The organism is Pseudomonas sp. HP_12, assembly GCF_055283955.1.
The window spans coordinates 113,066-130,978 of the sequence record NZ_JBTOQG010000006.1 but is presented as its reverse complement, the minus strand read 5'-3'; the positions used below and the strand labels follow the sequence as shown (position 1 = coordinate 130,978).

At 61.2% G+C, this 17,913-nt stretch carries 14 protein-coding genes; 6 read left to right on the top strand and 8 right to left on the bottom strand.

All coding sequences use genetic code 11. From position 1 onward, the window contains the following. Window positions 1-117 precede the first annotated feature (117 nt). Window positions 118-1,257, top strand: a complete 1,140-nt coding sequence (locus ACYASU_RS06725) for a Gfo/Idh/MocA family protein (protein ID WP_463582345.1) — start codon at window positions 118-120, stop codon at window positions 1,255-1,257. A 175-nt stretch (window positions 1,258-1,432) separates the two neighbouring features. Next, a complete protein-coding gene (locus ACYASU_RS06720; protein ID WP_346626286.1) occupies window positions 1,433-2,206 on the top strand; it encodes a TSUP family transporter in 774 nt (257 codons plus the stop codon). On the opposite strand, the gene nudC is transcribed toward ACYASU_RS06720, so the two are convergent. Both nudC and ACYASU_RS06710 read right to left on the bottom strand, forming a co-directional pair. Then, window positions 2,168-3,022 carry an NAD(+) diphosphatase gene (gene nudC / locus ACYASU_RS06715; protein ID WP_463582344.1) on the bottom strand — a complete coding sequence of 285 codons (855 nt, stop codon included), beginning with the start codon at window positions 3,020-3,022 and terminating at the stop codon, window positions 2,168-2,170. The two genes, ACYASU_RS06720 and nudC, sit on opposite strands and share 39 nt — an antisense overlap. Before the next feature lie 90 nt (window positions 3,023-3,112). Beyond that, on the bottom strand, window positions 3,113-3,925 hold the full coding sequence (locus ACYASU_RS06710; protein ID WP_463582343.1) for a crotonase/enoyl-CoA hydratase family protein: 813 nt from the start codon (window positions 3,923-3,925) through the stop codon (window positions 3,113-3,115). Between the two features lie 284 nt (window positions 3,926-4,209). Between ACYASU_RS06710 and ACYASU_RS06705 the strand changes: the two genes are divergently transcribed. Continuing rightward, a complete protein-coding gene (locus ACYASU_RS06705; RefSeq protein ID WP_463582342.1) occupies window positions 4,210-5,694 on the top strand; it encodes an ATPase domain-containing protein in 1,485 nt (494 codons plus the stop codon). Further along, entirely contained in the window at window positions 5,691-7,721 is a 2,031-nt protein-coding gene (locus ACYASU_RS06700) for a response regulator (protein WP_346626289.1), read from the top strand. The genes ACYASU_RS06705 and ACYASU_RS06700 overlap by 4 nt, the downstream gene beginning before the upstream one ends. A 70-nt stretch (window positions 7,722-7,791) precedes the next feature. On the opposite strand, the gene ACYASU_RS06695 is transcribed toward ACYASU_RS06700, so the two are convergent. The 5 genes from ACYASU_RS06695 to ACYASU_RS06675 all read right to left on the bottom strand — a co-directional run bounded on the left by ACYASU_RS06695 (window position 7,792) and on the right by ACYASU_RS06675 (window position 15,208). Next, window positions 7,792-8,169 carry a response regulator gene (locus tag ACYASU_RS06695; protein ID WP_074885442.1) on the bottom strand — a complete coding sequence of 126 codons (378 nt, stop codon included), beginning with the start codon at window positions 8,167-8,169 and terminating at the stop codon, window positions 7,792-7,794. Between the two features lie 873 nt (window positions 8,170-9,042). After that, a complete protein-coding gene (locus ACYASU_RS06690; protein ID WP_282372602.1) occupies window positions 9,043-10,224 on the bottom strand; it encodes a hybrid sensor histidine kinase/response regulator in 1,182 nt (393 codons plus the stop codon). After that, complete coding sequence (locus ACYASU_RS06685; RefSeq protein ID WP_282372601.1) at window positions 10,218-10,835, bottom strand: chemotaxis protein CheB; 618 nt, start codon at window positions 10,833-10,835, stop codon at window positions 10,218-10,220. The genes ACYASU_RS06690 and ACYASU_RS06685 overlap by 7 nt, the downstream gene beginning before the upstream one ends. Further along, window positions 10,832-11,650, bottom strand: a complete 819-nt coding sequence (locus tag ACYASU_RS06680; protein WP_192172093.1) for a CheR family methyltransferase — start codon at window positions 11,648-11,650, stop codon at window positions 10,832-10,834. Before ACYASU_RS06680 ends, ACYASU_RS06685 begins: the two co-directional genes overlap by 4 nt. Before the next feature lie 48 nt (window positions 11,651-11,698). Next, on the bottom strand, window positions 11,699-15,208 hold the full coding sequence (locus ACYASU_RS06675) for a response regulator (RefSeq protein WP_463582341.1): 3,510 nt from the start codon (window positions 15,206-15,208) through the stop codon (window positions 11,699-11,701). Window positions 15,209-15,478: 270 nt separating this feature from the next. On the opposite strand from ACYASU_RS06675, the gene ACYASU_RS06670 reads away from it, so the two are divergent. Together ACYASU_RS06670 and ACYASU_RS06665 are read left to right on the top strand one after the other, a co-directional pair. After that, window positions 15,479-15,841 (top strand): response regulator, encoded by a 363-nt coding sequence (locus tag ACYASU_RS06670; protein WP_192172095.1) that lies wholly within the window; start codon window positions 15,479-15,481, stop codon window positions 15,839-15,841. 28 nt (window positions 15,842-15,869) lie between these two features. Then, window positions 15,870-17,135, top strand: a complete 1,266-nt coding sequence (locus ACYASU_RS06665; RefSeq protein ID WP_463582370.1) for a glycosyltransferase — start codon at window positions 15,870-15,872, stop codon at window positions 17,133-17,135. A 10-nt stretch (window positions 17,136-17,145) separates the two neighbouring features. On the opposite strand, the gene cobF is transcribed toward ACYASU_RS06665, so the two are convergent. Then, window positions 17,146-17,907, bottom strand: a complete 762-nt coding sequence (gene cobF, locus ACYASU_RS06660; RefSeq protein ID WP_463582340.1) for a precorrin-6A synthase (deacetylating) — start codon at window positions 17,905-17,907, stop codon at window positions 17,146-17,148. Between the last annotated feature and the right edge of the window lie 6 nt (window positions 17,908-17,913).

The following is a 17,913-nucleotide window of genomic DNA, read 5'->3' as shown; positions in this document are numbered from 1 at the left end:
GCACACTTGAGCCGCTGAGGTAAACCTGAGGCGTTCCTGATGGAATAAAGATTCCATCGGGAACCCCCGACCGCCTACATTTTCCGCACAACAACAGGTCTCAAAGGACACGCTGTCATGCGCGGGAATTCTCTTCCAGAACTGGGCGTCGGCCTGATCGGCACGGGTTTCATGGGCCGGGCTCATGCCCTGGCGTTCCACAACGCACGCACCACCTTCGATCTTCCCTTCAACCTCAAGCTCGTCGCCTTGGCCGATGCGGATGTTGCGCGCGCGGAACAGTGCGCAGCCAGTTGGGGGTTTCAACGCAGTCATGGCGACTGGCAACAGTTGATCAGCGATCCAGCGGTCAGTCTGGTGGCCATCACCACGCCGAACCTGCTGCATTTCCCCATGGCGATGGCCGCTCTTGAAGCGGGCAAAGCGGTGTACTGCGAGAAGCCACTGGCGGTGAGTCTGGAACAGGCGCGGGAGATGCAGGCGGCGGCGCTTAAAGCAGGTGTCGTGACGAGGGTGGGCTACAACTATCAGCACAATCCGATCATCGGGCTGGCGAAGCAGATGATCGAAAGCGGCGAGCTGGGGCGGATCGTCAGTTTCCAGGGGGAGTTCAGTGAGGACTTCATGGGCGATGGGCGGTCGCCCTGGTCCTGGCGCTGTGAAGAGGCCCATGCCGGCGGCGCCCTGGCCGACCTCGGCAGCCATTTACTGGCAATGGCGCGGTACCTGCTCGGCGACGTAGAGGCGGTGTGCGCGGACTCGCAAACGGTGCACCGACAACGCCCGGCCACCCGCAGCAGCGAAGAGCAACGGGTGATCAGCATCGATGACCAGACTTATGCCCTGCTGCGCTTTGCCAACGGCGCGCGGGGTACGTTCGGCAGCAGTTGGCTCAAGCACGGGTACAAGAATCACCTGAGCTTCGAAATCGGTGGCACCGAAGGCACGTTGTCGTTTGATCAGGAACGCTTGAACGAGCTGCGGCTGTACCAGGCCGGCGCCCCGGGGCGGGACGGCTTCCAGCGGATTCTGGCGGGACCTGCGCAACCGGGCTATGCGTCTTTTTGCCCGGCGCCGGGGCATCAGTTGGGCTACAACGAGCTGAAGACGCTGGAGGTTTTTGAACTGATTCAGGCGCTGGGTGGGCAGGGTTCGAACGGGACCGACTTCGCCGAGGCCATGGAGGTCGAGCGCCTGGCTACAGCGATTCGCATTGCGGCGAAGGAAATGCGTTGGGTGAGTGTTCCGGATGTTTGAGTCAATTGTCAGAACGGAAATTAAGGGTGATCAATACGGCCTCTTCCCGGCTGAAGCCGGTCCTGCACCGTGTGCCCCAAGTCCCAATCAACCATTCACCGCTGCCACGCCTTGCAGGTAGAATGCTGCGCTTCCGGGCAGCCCTTCTGCCCATCTGCCCGATAAGCGCCTTCCCATGCCGTTCGAACTCACCGTTGAACCCACCACCCTGCTGGTGCTGGCTGTCGTTGCCTTTGTCGCCGGTTTCATCGATGCCATTGCCGGCGGCGGCGGTCTGTTAACCACACCTGCCCTGCTCACTGCCGGCCTGCCGCCGCACCTGGTGCTGGGCACCAACAAGCTCAGCTCGACCTTCGGCTCCGCCACCGCCGGCTACACCTTTTACCGCCGCAAGCTGTTTCACCCGGCGCAGTGGAAACCCGCGCTGATCGGTACCGCAGTGGGTGCGCTGATCGGTGCGGTGGTCGCGCATTATCTGCCCGCCGAACTGCTGAACCAGATGCTTCCGGTGATCGTGTTCGGCTGCGGGCTGTACCTGCTGTTCGGCGGCACACCCAAGGCGCCGCTGGACAGCAACGCGCCGATCAAGACCAAATGGCAACTGCCCCAAGGCCTGGGGCTGGGCTTTTACGACGGCGTGGCCGGTCCCGGCACCGGAGCGTTCTGGACAGTCAGCACGCTGCTGATCTACCCGGTCGATCTGGTGAAAGCCAGCGGCGTCGCCCGCAGCATGAACTTCGTCAGCAACGCCGCCGCGCTGATGATCTTCGCCATCAACGGCTCGGTGGACTGGGTCATCGGGTTGACGATGGGCGTAGCGGTGATGGCCGGCGCCTTTATGGGCGCTAAAACAGCGATCAAGGGCGGCGCCAGGTTCATCCGCCCTGTGTTCATCACCGTGGTGCTGGGGTTAACCGTCCGCCTGGCCTGGCAGCACTGGTTCAACTGAGCCTGAGCGCTGGGCCAGATACAGGTCGATCAGGTAGCGCGCAATCGAGCGACTGGCCGGCAATGGCGGCAGGTCGTGGATGCTGAACCACTTTGCGTCTTCGATTTCGTCCGCCTGGGGCACGATGTCGCCGCTGTCGTATTCGGCGTGAAAGCCCAGCATCATCGAGTGCGGAAACGGCCAGCACTGGCTGCCCTTGTACTGGATGTTCTTGACCGTGACCTGCACTTCCTCCATCACCTCCCGCCGCACACAGTCCTCGGCCGACTCACCCGGCTCGGCGAACCCGGCCAGGGTGCTGTAGACCCCGGTCACAAAACGCGGTGACCGCGCCAACAGCACTTCATCGCCACGGGTGATCAGTACGATCATGCTCGGCGAGATCCGCGGATAGGCACGCAGATCGCAGTGCGGGCAATACATCGCCCGCTCCCCCGGCACCTGCCGGGCCGGCTGGCCGCAACTGCCACAAAAACGGTGTTCACGGGCCCAGGTGCTGATCTGCCCCGCGTAGCCGAGCATCTGGAACACATCGGCGTCGTCGGCGAGCATGAACTGGCGCAGGGTCTGCCACTGCGTGCCCTCCAGCGCCAACGCCTGAGCATCGCGAAGGGTCTGCACGTACACCGGCTCGCCATCGAAATGGCCAATGCCGTGTTCATGCATCAAGGGCAGGTCCTGCCGCTTCAACCATTCGCGGGGGAACAGCACGCCGTTACTGTCCTTCAAAAAGCCCTGGTCACTCTGAACCACAGCCCAACCGCCGGGGGCCTGAACATCAAGCACGGCGGTGGTCCAACGCTTCGGGCGCGTCATGCCTCAACTCCTCTGGTCACCGACCTGCCCGTCTGCAGCCCGGTAGAGAGGCTCAGAAACGGCAGGTGGCTACGGATTCAAATAGGTCAGTCAATTGTCGAAGACCGGCTTCTGTTTGCTCATGTGAGCCACCATCGCCAGCTTCAGGTCGGCCGATTGCAACATGGCAGCGTTCCAGGTGGCAACGTATTCGAGGCCGTCGTCCACGCTGTGATCGCGCATGTAGCCGATCATGCGCTTGCTGCCGCTGATGGCGATGGGTGATTTACTGGCGATGTCCCGGGCGATGGCGAACACGCCTTCGAGCAACTGCGACAGGTCGGCGAAGGTGCGATTGACCAGGCCAATGCGCAGCGCTTCTTCGGCGCCAACGTTGCGGCCGGTGTAGGCCATCTCGCGCATCATGCCGTCGCCGATCAGTCGCGGCAGGCGCTGCAAAGTGCCGACGTCCGCCGCCATGCCCATGTCGATTTCGCGAATGGAGAACAGCGCATCGTCCGCCGCGTAGCGCATGTCACAGGCGCTGATCAGGTCGATGGCGCCGCCAATGCAATAGCCCTGAATGGCAGCGAGCACCGGTTTGCTGCAGCGGTCGACCACGCTGAACGATTCCTGCATCTGCAGGATCTTGCGCCGCAGCAGGCGCGCGTTGCGGCCCACGTCCTTGCCCAGCTCACTGGCCACCGACGCGAGCAGTGTCAGGTCGATACCGGAAGAGAAGTGCTTGCCTGCGCCGCTGAGCACCACCACGCGGACGTCGTCGGTGTCCTCGACCCAGCGGAAAATCTCGATGATCTCCAGCCAGAACGCTGCGTTCATCGCGTTGATTTTTTCCGGACGATTGATCTGGACGTGGGCAATGTGGTCGGCCAGTTCGACCTTGAACGCACTGTAGTCAGACACGGTTTGGGATCCTTGTAGGGGGCCAGACGAGGGTAATTGCTTGACGCCGGATCATAGCAAGTCACTATGTGCGCCCGCAGGCCACGGTTGCGCCATTTGCCGGACAGCGAACCCGCGGAAATCCTGGGGAATGCCATCGGTCGGCCGGGAATAAACTGAACGGTCTCAGCCCGTCACGGTCCAGAGTGATGGCTGCATGGAATCGGACTTCCCGACCATGACGGCCTGGGCAGTCGAACCCGTTTCGGCGCCCTACCCTTTCTCAGGTCGCAAGAGGGCGATTCTTGACTACATCAAAAGCGGCAACCGGTATCGTGGGCCTGGATGACATCCTTACGGGTGGTCTTTCGCGCAGCCACGTGTTTCTCCTCGAAGGAGAGCCCGGCACCGGCAAAACCACCGTCGCGCTGCAGTTTCTGCTGGCTGGCTCGGCGGCGGGCGAACGTGGTCTGTATATCACGCTGTCTGAAACCGAACGCGAATTGCGCGACGGCGCACGCTCCCACGGCTGGGATCTGGACGAGAACATCTCGGTCTTCGAACTGACGCCCCCTGAAAATTTGCTGGACGCTGCCCATCAGCAGAGTCTGCTGTATTCCTCGGACCTTGAACTGGGCGAGGCGACCAAGCAGATTTTCGAAATTGTCGAGCAGGTCAAACCTTCGCGGGTGATCATCGACAGTCTTTCGGAAATCCGCCTGCTGGCGCAGAGTTCGTTGCGTTATCGCCGGCAGATCCTGGCGATCAAGCATTACTTCGCGCGCTACGACACCACGGTTGTCCTGCTGGACGACCTCACCACCGAGTCCCTGGATAAAACCGTGCACAGCGTTGCCCACGGCGTCATCCGCCTGGAAGGCCTGACGCCAACCTATGGCGCCGAGCGTCGACGCCTGCGGGTGGTGAAATACCGCGGCCAGAAGTACCGCGGCGGCTACCACGACTTCAACATCATGGACGACGGGATCCAGGTGTTTCCGCGTCTGGTGGCGGCCGAGCACCGCGCCGGGTATGTCAGCCGCCAGATGAGCAGCGGCATCAAGGAAATCGACGCCCTGCTCGGCGGCGGGCTGGACAGCGGTTCGAGCACGGTGATTCTGGGGCCAGCCGGGACCGGTAAATCGCTGATTTCCCTGATGTTCGCCGCTGCAGCGGTAGAGCGTGGCGAGAAGGCCGCGCTGTTTATCTTCGATGAAGAGCTTGGCCTGCTGTACACGCGCATGAGCAAACTCGGCATTGACCTCCGTGCACTTGAAGCGACCGGCAATCTGCTCATCGAGCAGGTCGATGCGGCAGAATTATCCCCGGGTGAATTCGCTCACCGCGTTCGCCGCTGTGTCGACGACCTGGGCATCCAGACCGTGGTAATCGACAGTCTCAACGGCTATCAGGCCGCGATGCCTGAAGAAAACGCGCTGGTCCTGCACGTGCACGAATTGTTGCTCTACCTCAATCGTCATGGCGCCTCGACGTTCATGACCGTCGCCCAGCACGGTCTGGTCGGCGACATGCAGACGCCGGTGGACATCACCTACCTCGCGGATTCGGTCATTCTGCTGCGGTACTTCGAAGCAATGGGTCAGGTCCGTCGGGCCATTTCCGTCATCAAAAAACGCACAGGCACCCATGAGTCAACCATTCGTGAATACCGCATCAGTGGGTCCGGCATGACCATCGGCGAACCGCTGGAAGCCTTTCAGGGCGTATTGCGTGGCATCCCTCAGTACAACGGCGATAACAATCCGCTACTACCGGACACCGACGCGTGAGCACTCCGGGACAGTTATCGGAGCGGGCGATTATCCTCGCCCCCCTCGGACGCGACAGTCAGCTCGCGCTGACCATGCTGCAGGAAGCCGGCTACCCGGCGATCATCACCCACGATCTGCCGCAGCTGTGCAGTGAACTGATGTCCGGCGCGGGACTTGCGATCATCGCTGATGAAGCGTTGCGCAGCGCGGACATCAACCCGCTGCTCAGCCTGCTGGCTAACCAACCGGCCTGGTCGGACTTCCCTATCGTGTTGCTGACTCATCACGGCGGCCCGAAACAGAACCCCTCGGCGCACCTGGGCAAGATGCTCGGCAACGTCACGTTTCTGGAGCGGCCTTTTCACCCTGCCACGCTCATCAGTCTGGTGAGCACCGCCGTGCGCGGGCGTCGACGACAATACGAAGCACGGACTCGACTGGAAGAACTGCTGGAAAGCGAGCAGCGCCTGCAACATGCGCTGAAAGCCGGACGGCTGGGGTCGTGGCAGCTGGACACCGAGTTCCTCGATCTGGATTGCTCGGACATCACCAAGGCGCACTTCGGCCGGGATGAGCGCGATCCGCTCTCCTATCACGAGTGGCTGAGCTCGGTGCACCCCGAAGACCAGCCGCGCATGCAATCCGTGTTGCAGCACACGCTGGACAGCGGCGCCGATTTCATCATCGAGTTTCGCAATGTCTGGCCGGACGGCTCGGTGCACTGGATCGACATCCGGGCCCGGGCGATCCGTGCGCGCAATGGCCGCGTCAGCCTGCTGTCCGGCGTGACCTCCGACATCACCGAGCGCAAGCTGGCCGAACAGCAGCTGCGACAGCTCAACGAAACCCTGGAGCAGCAGGTCGAGGAACGCACCTCCCAGCTGCGCCACAACGAAGAAGTCCTGCGCCAGTCGCAGAAGATGGAAGCGGTGGGCCAGCTCACCGGCGGTATCGCCCACGACTTCAACAACATGCTGACCGGCATCATCGGCAGCCTCGAACTGCTGAGGCGTCGTCTGGCGCGGGGTCGCACCGACGATCTCGATGGCCTGATCGACCTGGGCGTGACCTCGGCCAATCGTGCCGCCGCCCTGACCCACCGCCTGCTGGCGTTCTCGCGCCGTCAGTCGCTGGACCCCAAGCCGGTCTTGATGAACGATCTGGTCAATTCCATGGGCGAACTGCTGAACCGCAGCGTCAACGAAAGCATCCGCCTCGACATGTGCCTGGACCCGGAACTGTGGACCGCCGAGGCTGACCCCAATCAGCTCGAAAGCGCCCTGCTCAACCTGGTGCTCAACGCCCGCGACGCCATGCCCGATGGCGGCATGCTGATGATCGAGACCTTCAACCGCCGCCTCGACCGCGACTTTACCAACGCCTACGAAAACCTGCTGCCAGGTGATTACGTGGTGCTTAGCGTTCGCGACACGGGCTGCGGAATGCCGGAGAATGTCATCAGCCGGGCATTCGATCCCTTTTTCACCACCAAGCCGATCGGCCAGGGCACCGGCCTGGGGTTGTCGATGATCTACGGCTTCAGCAAGCAGTCCCACGGACACGTAGCGATCGAGAGCCAGGTTGGCCACGGCACCACGGTTCAGCTGTTCCTGCCGCGTTATCACGGGGTGTCGCAGCAAGATGCCCCCGCCCTCCCCAACGACACGGCGCAGGCCCGTGAGGGCGAAACCATCCTGCTGGTCGAAGATGATCCAGCGGTGCGCGCGCTGGTCAGTCAGGTGTTGAGCGAGTTGGGTTATGCGTACGTGGAAGCAGGCGATGCAGTGGGGGCGATTCCGATTCTGGAATCCGGCCAGCGTATTGACCTGATGATCAGCGACGTCGGCCTGCCGGGCATGAATGGCCGGCAGCTGGCCGACATTGGCCGCCAGCTGCGCGCGGACCTGAAAGTGCTGTTCATCACCGGCTACGCGGAAAATGCCAGCGCCCGCTCGGGGTTCCTTGAAGAAGGGATGCAGATGATCACCAAGCCGTTCGCCTTTGACCAATTGACGGCCAAGGTGCGGGAGATGATCGAGGGCTGACGCGAGACGGGTCTGCACACAAAAGCCGGCGATTGCCGGCTTTGTTGTTTGTATCCGAGGGGCGGCAGGATCAGTTGAGCAGAGTCTGGATCTGCGAATGCAGGGTTTCCATGGTGAACGGCTTGGCCAGGATCGGGGCCTTTTTGGTGATCGGGCTGCCGCAATCGACGATCTCTGCCGGATAGCCGCTGATGAAGATCACCTTGAGTTCCGGTCGCAGCTTGACGGCGGGCTCGGCAATCATCACGCCAGACACCCCGCCGGGCAGGCGGTAATCGGTGATCATCAAATCGAGGTGGGGTTTGGTGGCAAGAATTTCGAATGCCTGCTCCCCGTTCTCCGCCTGCAACACCCGATAGCCTTCGCCCGACAGGTAGTCGGACAGCAGCATCAGAATGAGCGGCTCGTCTTCAACGATGAGTACGACATTTTCTGCATCAGAGCTCATTTGAACGCCTTTGATCTTATAGATAGCTGCCATTACGACCATGGCCCGCGCTGGAGGTTGCGCAGAGTGATCAGTTATTTGATTGATCACCAGATGGGTCGGCCTAACGGCCTCTGTTTCGCCTTCGGCGAGTTACTTGATAAAGCCCCAAGTAACCAAGGGCTTGTGCTCCTGGTTGGGCTCCTCCTCCGTCGGAGTACCCTCACTCCGACGACGCTCCGTGGACCCGCGCCGAACGGACATCCATGTCCTAGCGGCGCTCTCGCGGCATCCATGCCGCTCGGCCCACTCCGCGTCGTCTGCGTTCAGCCTGCACCCAAGTCGCGATTGTCGTCGTCTGGGATATTTGTGTATGAAGATCTAAAGCACAGCAACAGCAACAGCTTCGCGAGCAAGCTCGCTCCCACAGGTAGGGGTGCTATCAGCAAAAATTGTTGGTGCCTGGGCTGGCCTCTTCCCGGCTGAAACCGGTCCCACTAACAGCAACGCGTGCATTCAGTGAGACCGGCTTTAGCCAGGAAGCCGTTGCCGTTGCCGCTGCCGTTGCTGCTGCCGTTGATTTTGATCTTCATACGCAGGAAGCCCAGACGACACCAATCGCGACTTGGGTGCAGGCTGAACGCAGGTTTCGCGGAGTGGGCCGAGCCGCATGGACGCGGCGAGAGCTGCCCCCCGCCATGGATGGCGGATGGCAGCGGGCCCACGGAGCGGGACCGGAGTGAGGGAACCCTGAGGAACGAAGGGCCCAACCGAGAGCTAGCACCCTTGGTTACTTGGGGTGCTTTTCCAAGTAACTCGCCGAAGGCGAAACGTCTGCCCCCAGGCAGACGCTTGTGATCTTGATCTTAAAGATCTTGATCTTAGAGATCTTGATCAGAGCGGCAGCGATACCCGAAACATCGACCCCGACCCTTCCTCGCTCTCGACACTGATCCGCCCACCATGAGCGCTGACGATCTGATCGGAAATGAACAACCCAAGACCAAGCCCCGCCACCGCATGACTGGCCGCAACCCGCTCGAACTGCTGAAAAATACGCTTCTGGTTCTCCGCGCTGATCCCGATCCCGTGATCGCGCACCTCCACCCGTGCCTCGCCGGCCTCGCTGTAGACCCGCAACTCGATCGGCTTGTGCGCCCCGTAGCGCAACGCATTGGTCAACAGATTCGCCACCACCTGCTCGATGCGGAACTCATCCCACACCCCAATCACCGGCGTGTCAGCGTGAAGCGTCACCACACTGCCGGCGGCGGCGATCTGCGCGGAATAACTTTCCACCAGATTGACCACCAGCTCCGACAAATCAAACGGACTGGTACGAATCGACAACTTGCCCGTACGAATCCGCGACACATCGAGCATGTCTTCGATCAGCCGTATCAGGCTCTGGATCTGCCGCTCATCGCGATCCACCATGGCCCGCAGTTTCTCCATGGTGAACGCCGACGCGTTGTCCTTGGCCAGGTGCAACTTGCGCAGCTGGGTTTCGAGAATCAGCCCGTTGAGCGGCGTGCGCACCTCGTGGGAGACAATCGACATAAAGTCATCGCGCATGCGGATCGCACGCTCCAGCTCGCTCTGGGTCGATTTCAGCTCGCGCATCAGCGCTTCCTGCTCCGCGCGGCTGCGTTCGAGCTCTTCGAGCTGCTGCTTCAGGGCCTTGCGCTGGCGATACAAATCGACGAAGACGTTGACCTTGCTCTTCACCGCATGAATGTCGAGGGGCTTGTGCAGGAAATCCACGGCACCGCTTTCATAGCCCTTGAACGCGTAATTAAGCTCGCGCCCGGCGGCACTGACGAACACGATGGGAATGTTCTTGGTCTTCTCGGTGCTGCGCATCAGCTCGGCGAGTTCGAAGCCGTTCATCCCCGGCATCTGCACGTCGAGAATCGCCATCGCAAACTCGTGCTCGAGCAACAACGACAACGCCTCGTCTGCGGACAACGCCTTGAACACCTGACGGTCCTCGCGCTTGATCAGCGCTTCGAGGGCGAGCAGGTTCTCAGGCAGATCATCCACGATCAGCAGTTTGGCTTTGATTTCACTCAGCATGCAATTCGTTCCAGCTCGACAAGCAAGGACCCGATGTCGGGCAAAGGCAATAGAAAATCCGGCGTATGAAGGGCAAGCGCCGCTTCGGGCATGGCCCGCGCGAGCGCCTGGGCCGGGTCCTGGACCACGGTCAGACCACCGTACTCCTTGATTCGTGCCGTGCCGCGCGCGCCATCGCTGTTTGCACCGGTCAGTAACACGCCTGCCAGCCGTTCACCGTAGGCGTCTGCAGCCGATTCGAACAGAATGTCGATGCTCGGGCGCGAATGATGCACCCGTTCCTCCTGACTCAAGGACAGACTGAAATCTTTCTCGATCGACAGGTGATAACTCGGCCCGGCGAAATACAGCGTGCCGGGCTTGATGGTTTCTTTATCGTCCGCTTCCTTGACCGGGATCGCCAGGTTCACGGCAAAAACCTCGGCCAACTGACTGCGACGCTGGTCTGGCACGTGGAGCACCGCGAGGATCGGCAAGCGAAAGCCTCTGGGCAGCGTACGGAAAATCTTCAGCAGCGCTTCGACACCACCGGCGGATGCGCCGACCACAATCGCGTCCACCGCCGGCAGCGCGGGCTGCTCCGGGGTGTTGCCGGGAAACGACGTTCTCATGATTTGCGGTAGATCCGCTCGTGTTTGACCAGAGGGTCGAACTGGTTTTTGTACCCGGAAAAGTCGAGGGTTTCCTTGCTGCCCAGCACGAGGAAGCCGCGGTGGCACAGGGACTCATGGAACAGCCCGAACGCGCGGTCCTGCAGCTTCTTGTTGAAATAGATCAGCACATTTCGGCAGGAAATCAACTGGGTCTCGGAGAACACGCTGTCGGTTGCCAGGCTGTGGTCGGCAAAGGTCACGTTCTCACGCAGGGTCTTGTCGAAGATCGCGTAATCGTAGGCCGCGGTGTAGTACTCGGAAAACAGCCGCTTACCGCCGGCCTTCAGGTAGTTCTCGTTGTAGCCGCGCATGTTTTCCATGGAGAAGATGCCCTGCTTGGCCTTCTCCAGGGAATGGGGATTGATGTCAGTGGCGTAGATGATCGTGCGTTCAAGCAGCCCTTCCTCGCGCAGCAGGATCGCCATCGAGTAGACCTCCTCCCCGGTGCTGCACCCGGCAATCCAGATTTTCACCGACGGGTAGGTCTTCAGCAACGGCACGACTTCTTCGCGGATGGCCAGGAAGTGCGTCGGGTCGCGGAACATCTCGCTGACCGGAATCGTCAGGAACTGCAGCAGCTGCATGAACGCCGAAGGGTCATGCAGCACGCGCTCCTGCAACGCGGAAATGGTCTTCAGTTCAAACTGACGCAACGCGTGGGTGACCCGTCGTTTCACCGACGCCCCCGAGTAATCGCGGAAATCGTAGCTGTACTTCAAGTAGATCGCTTCAATCAGCAAGCGCAACTCGATATCGGCGTCTCGTTCAGGCATCGGCAACACTCATGGTCGGGCAACGGGCGGTCAATTGATCCGATCCATTCAGATACGTTCCATCTTCGGCAGCCACACGCGAATCAGCGAGAACAGCCGGTCCAGATCGATCGGCTTGGCCAGATAGTCATTCGAACCCGCCTGCAGGCAGCGATCCTGGTCATCTTTCATGGCCTTGGCGGTCACGGCAATGATCGGCAGCTTGCGCCAGCGGGGGTTCTTGCGGATCTCGATGGTGGCTTCGTAGCCGTCCATTTCCGGCATCATCACGTCCATCAGCACCAGGTCGATGTCATCGACGGTATTGAGTTTCTCGATCGCTTCCAGTCCATTGCGCCCGACTTCGACGATCGCGCCCTTGTGCTCCAGCGCGCTGGTCAGGGCGAAGATGTTGCGCACGTCGTCGTCGACCACCAGAATCTTGCGCCCTTCGAACACGCGGTCGCGACTGCGCGCGGTCTTGAGCATCTTCTGGCGCTCGTTCGACAGCTGCGACTCGACCTTGTGCAGGAACAGCGTCACCTCATCGAGCAGGCGCTCCGGCGAGCGCGCACCCTTGATGATGATGGTGCGCGAGTACTTCAGCAGCTCCGCTTCTTCATCACGGGTAAGGTTGCGCCCGGTGTAGACGATGACCGGCGGGAACGCGCAGATCTCGTCGGTGGACATGCGCTTGAGCAGCTCGTTGCCGAGCATGTCCGGCAGTTTCAGGTCGATGATCATGCAGTCGTAGGCGTTGTCGCGCAGCAGGTCGAGGGCATCCTGAGCGAACCCGACCGCGGTGATCTCGATGTCGTCGTCGCCGATCAGACGCGCGATGCTGTCACGCTGCAAAGCATCGTCTTCCACCAGCAGAATGCGTTTGACCTTCTGCGTCAGCTTGGCTTCGAGGCGGGCGAAGACGTCCTTGAGTTCCTCGCGGGTGGTCGGCTTCACGGCGTAGCCAATAGCGCCCATCTGCAGCGCGGCTTCCTGACGGTCTTCGACGGAAATCACGTGCACCGGGATGTGCCGGGTGCTCGGCAGCTCCTTCAGGCGTTGCAGCACCGTCAGGCCGGAATGATCCGGCAGGCGCATGTCCAGCAGGACCGCATCCGGCACGAAAGAGGACGCCAGATCGAAGCCTTCGTCGGCGGCGTGGGCCACCAGGCAGTTGTAGCCCAGCTCATGGGCGAGGTCGTAGAGGATGTGGGCAAAGCGCACTTCGTCTTCGATCACCAGAATGCAGCGTTTACTGAACGGCGCTTTTTCACGGTCATCGGCAAAACGCGGAATCGGCGCTGCGGGAGGTGCAGACCTGGCGGGAGTTGGCGTCGGTGGGGTGACGCGCGCCACAACGGGCGCCGGCTGCACGGCAACCACGGGCGCCTCGGCGTACTGCGAAGGCTCCTGCTCGACGTACTCCTCCGGCAGCACCAGGGTGAAAATACTGCCCTGCCCCGGCGCGCTGGTGACGCTGATCGAACCGCCAAGCAGGCGCGCCAGATCGCGGGAAATGGACAGCCCCAGGCCGGTGCCGCCATAGCGGCGATTGGTCGTGCCATCGGCCTGACGGAACGCTTCGAAAATGCTTTCCTGCTGCTCCTCGGCGATGCCGATGCCGGAGTCTCGAACGGTGAAGGCAACGCCTTCGCCGGGCTGCCGCGACACGGTCAGGCTGACCGCGCCGCTTTCGGTGAACTTGATCGCGTTGGACAGCAGGTTCTTGAGGATCTGCTCCAGGCGCTGGCGATCGGTGTACAGCGACACCGGTGTGCCGGATTGAATCTCCACCGAAAATTCCAGCTTCTTCTCGGCCGCCAGCGGTTCGAAGGTCATGCGCAGGCCGTCCACCAGACGGCTGACGCTGCTGTTTTCCGGACGCATGTCCAGCTTGCCGGCTTCGACCTTGGAAATATCCAGAATGTCGTTGATCAGGTTGAGTAAATCGTTGCCGGCCGAGTAGATCGATTCTGCGAACTTGACTTGCTCTTCGGAGAGGTTGTCCTGGGGGTTTTCCGCCAGCAGCTTGGCCAGAATCAGCGAGCTGTTGAGCGGCGTGCGCAGCTCGTGGGACATGTTGGCGAGGAATTCGGATTTGTATTTGCTGGAGCGCTGCAACTCGTCGGCTCGGGCTTCCAGCTCAATCTGGGCGATGTGCAATTCTTCGTTATTGCGGTCCAGGGCGTCACGCTGGTCAGCGAGTGCCTTGCCCTGCTCGGCCAACTGCTCGTTGGTCTGCTCAAGCTCCGCCTGCTGGGTTTCCAGGTGGGCCTGGGATTCCTTGAGGATCCGCGACTGCTCTTCCAGCTCTTCGTTGGCGGTGCGCAATTCTTCCTGCTGCACCTGAAGCTCTTCGTTGAGCTGTTGAGTTTCGGCGAGCACTTCCTGCAAGCGCTGACGATAGCGCGCGGCCTCGATGGAGGTGCCGACGTTCTCGGCGACCAGTTCGAGAAACTCCAGGTCACGGGGCGTCAGCTCACGGAGGAAGCCCAGCTCGATCACGCCGTTGACGTGGTCATCGTTGCTGGTCGGCACCACCACGACGCTGCGCGGCGAACCTTCGCCCAGGCCGGAGGTGACTTTGAAGTAATCCTGAGGGACGTTGTTCAGGGTGATGATCTGATCCTGCTCGGCCGCCTTGCCGACCACCCCTTCACCGCTGTAGATCGACTGCTCGTGCTGCTCCTGCTCACGGGAGAAACCATAGGAAGCGACGCGCACCAGACCGCCGTGCTCCTGGCGCACGTACACCGCGGCCACCACGGCGCCGAGGTATTGGGCGAAGAAATGCAGCACGTTGCGGCCCAGCAGATTGAGGGTGAGCTGGCCGATGACCTGCTCGGCCAGTTCGCTCTGACCGTTGCGCAGCCAGGCGACGTGGGACAAGCGATCCGCGTCCAGCTGTTGGGCCTTGAGGTTCGCGGCGTAGGTATTGGACAGCGTGGTCATGTCGCGACGGCCGACCCAGGCAAGGATACCGCTGACGATCAGAATGAACGCGATGTACAGGGAGACCGACATCACTGTGGTGTGGGTCACGTCGGTGTTGCGTGTCAATCGCAGCTGATGCTCGACGTTCGCCGCCTGTTCGTATTGCTCACGCATCTCGTCGGCCAGGCGCTTGCCGCGACGGTCCTTGATCGGCGTCTGGTAGTCGCCGCCGGTGCGCCGCAGGGTGATCATCTCCTGAGCAAACTCGTTCCACGATGATTGCAGCGCGGCCAGGCGCTTGAAGCGGTCGACCTGATCCGGGTTGTCAGCGACCAGCTCTTCAAGCCCCTGGAGCTCGCTCATGATGGCCGGTTTGGCGACTTCGTAGGGGTCAAGAAAACGCTCATCCCCGGTCAGCAGGAAGCCGCGCATCCCGGTTTCCATGTCCACCGAGAGCTTGAGCGAGCGATTGATATTGTTGATCACCCGGTCGGTGTGTTCGACCCACTGGATCGCCGACAACAAGTAGGAAATCAGAATGACAAAGAAGGCCGCACTCAGTACGCCGACGGCCAAAGGTAAACTGACGTTGCGGCTTAACAGTTTGCGGAAACGTTGCTCATCGACTGCAGAGTGGGTGATCATCGCAAGGGCTCAGGCGGATTCGTCTAAACGACGGAGTTTGCCGCAAATCGCGGCAAAAACTCCAGCATCTGACGTAGAAGGTTGAATTTTCTGACAATAGATGGAGAACAATTGGGCTCGCACTGTACATTTGAGTGCAATCCAAAAGCCACTACATTCAATTGAATCGTGTTGTTGCGTCGCGGAACTTGTCACAATTGCGCCCGCAGCGAAACGCTGTATACCCCCTATGCCGTGCGATGCGCTCCCTGCCCAATTAAGGAACTTTTCATGTCCGATTCACCCCGCACGATTCTGGTGGTCGAAGATGACAACATCGTCAGGATGTTGATTGTCGACGTCCTCGAGGAGCTTGAGTACACCGTGCTGGAAGCAGCCGACGCCGCCGAGGCCCTTGCGTTTCTGAACAACGCTGACCAGACCATCGATCTGATGATGACCGACCTGGGCCTGCCCGACATGAACGGTAAAGACCTCGCAAATCGGGCACGTGAGATTCGCCCCGACATCCCGGTGCTGTTCGCCAGTGGCTACGCGGATTCTGTTGATGTGCCGGAGGGCATGCACAATATCGGCAAGCCGTTTTCCATCGACCAGCTGCGTGACAAGGTGAAGGGCATCCTTGGCAACTGAGCATCTGACGCAGCGCCCCTCGCCCCATGTGCTGATTATCGGCTACGTCTGGCCCGAGCCGCGATCGTCAGCGGCCAGCGGCCATGTCATGCAGTTGATCGACTGTTTTCTCGAACACGGCTGGCAGATCACTTTCGCCAGCGCCGCCACCGAAGGCGAGCACAAGGCCGATCTCGCCGGATTGGGCATCACCGAAGTCGCCATCGCCCTCAATCACAGCAGCTTCGACGCCTTCATCAGTGAGCTGCAGCCCGACGTGGTGTTGTTCGACCAGTTCCTGATGGAAGAGCAATTCGGCTGGCGGGTGGAAAAACACTGCCCGAACGCGATCCGTCTGCTGGAGAGTTCCGACCTGCAGAGCCTGCGCCATGCCCGTCATCAGGCGGTCAAGGAACGGCTCGACGGCAAACCTGATGCTGACCTGACTGATTATTTTCAGTCGTCACGGGATCCGCTGTTCACCCGGATGGCAACCACTGACCTGGCCCAGCGCGAGATCGCCGCCATCCACCGCAGTGACCTGAGCCTGATGGTGTCGGATGTCGAAATCGGCCTGCTGACCGAGCGGTTTTCAGTGCCCGCCGCCCAATTGCATTGGGTACCGCTGCTTGTGAGGGAGGTGCCCGATGACGCTCGCTCCTTTGAAGAGCGGGCGCATTTCATCACCATCGGCAACTTCCGCCACGCGCCGAACTGGGATGCGGTGCTGTGGCTGAAAAACACCGTCTGGCCGCTGATTCGCGCGCAGCTGCCCGCAGCTCAGGTTCATGTGTACGGCGCGTATACGCCGCCCAAGGCCGCAGCGCTGCATAACGCCGCCCAGGGGTTTCACATCATGAACTGGGCCGAAGACGCGCTGGAGGTGATGGGCGCGGCGCGGATTTCCCTTGCACCATTGCGATTCGGCGCGGGGATCAAGGGCAAGATCATCGACGCCATGGTCTGCGGCACGCCGACCGTCACCACGCCCATCGGTGCCGAAGCCATGCACGGCGAGCTGGCGTTTCCCGGCGCCGTGGCCTGCGATGCGCGGGGGCTGGCCGACGCGGCCGTCAGCCTCTACACCGATCAGGCGCGCTGGCAACAGGCGCAACGGGACGGCTGGCAATTGCTGCCGGCGCGTTTTGGCCATGATCGCCATTGCGCCGCGCTTATCGAACGCATCCTCGGGTTGCGTGACACGCTCCAGGCCCATCGCACGGCCAACTTCACCGGCGCCATGCTCCGCCACCATCAGCACAAGAGCACGCAATACATGTCGCAGTGGATCGAAGCCAAAAACAAAAGCGCTTGAGGCAGTGTGTCTAGCGGACGGCGCGGCGCAGCAGGTAGGTGTCCATGATCCAGCCCTTCTGCGCTCGCGCTGTTTCACGCGCCTGACGTATCTGCGCGCTGACGTCGTGCAGCGGGCCTGAAATAAGCATCTCGTCAGGGGTGCCCAGGTAAGCCCCCCAATAGATGTGCAGATCCTGATCGACGAACCGCTCGAAGGTGCAATGGGCGTCCAGCATCACCACGCTGTTGCTGATCTGCTCGCCCTGCTCCGCTGCAAGCTCCCGGCCGGTGGTGATGTGGATCGGCTCGCCAATGCGGTTCAGGCCGATGCGATGCCCGGCGGCCAGCGCCTGCACGCTGGTGATGCCGGGGATGACTTCATAGTCAAATAACTCGCGGCCGCGGGCGAGCACCTGGTCGAGAATCCGCATCGTGCTGTCGTACAGCGCCGGGTCGCCCCACACCAGAAACGCCCCGGTCTGGCCCGCCTTTACTTCATCGGCAATCAACTGCTCGAACAGCACGGCGCGTTGCTCGTGCCAGTGTTCGATCCCGCTGCGGTAAGACGAAGAATCGTCCCTGCGCTTTGGATCGCTCACCTGCACCAGACGATAGTCATGCCCCTCGATATAGCGCTCGCAAATGTCCCGGCGTAACGCCAGCAGGTCGTCATTGGCGTAGCCCTTGTCGAGGATGAAAAACACTTGGGTGCGATTCAGCGCCTTGATCGCCTGAACGGTGATGTGCTCGGGATTGCCCGCGCCAATGCCAATCACAAGGATTTTTTTCATGGGGTG

Bases quoted from the DNA above. Each gene is read 5' to 3' on its own strand.
- ACYASU_RS06725 (WP_463582345.1), top strand. From the start codon at position 118: ATGCGCGGGAATTCTCTTCCAGAACTGGGCGTCGGCCTGATCGGCACG.
- ACYASU_RS06720 (WP_346626286.1), top strand. From the start codon at position 1,433: ATGCCGTTCGAACTCACCGTTGAACCCACCACCCTGCTGGTGCTGGCT.
- nudC (WP_463582344.1), bottom strand. From the start codon at position 3,022: ATGACGCGCCCGAAGCGTTGGACCACCGCCGTGCTTGATGTTCAGGCC.
- ACYASU_RS06695 (WP_074885442.1), bottom strand. From the start codon at position 8,169: ATGAGCTCTGATGCAGAAAATGTCGTACTCATCGTTGAAGACGAGCCG.
- ACYASU_RS06690 (WP_282372602.1), bottom strand. From the start codon at position 10,224: ATGCTGAGTGAAATCAAAGCCAAACTGCTGATCGTGGATGATCTGCCT.
- ACYASU_RS06685 (WP_282372601.1), bottom strand. From the start codon at position 10,835: ATGAGAACGTCGTTTCCCGGCAACACCCCGGAGCAGCCCGCGCTGCCG.
- ACYASU_RS06680 (WP_192172093.1), bottom strand. From the start codon at position 11,650: ATGCCTGAACGAGACGCCGATATCGAGTTGCGCTTGCTGATTGAAGCG.
- ACYASU_RS06675 (WP_463582341.1), bottom strand. From the start codon at position 15,208: ATGATCACCCACTCTGCAGTCGATGAGCAACGTTTCCGCAAACTGTTA.
- ACYASU_RS06670 (WP_192172095.1), top strand. From the start codon at position 15,479: ATGTCCGATTCACCCCGCACGATTCTGGTGGTCGAAGATGACAACATC.
- cobF (WP_463582340.1), bottom strand. From the start codon at position 17,907: ATGAAAAAAATCCTTGTGATTGGCATTGGCGCGGGCAATCCCGAGCAC.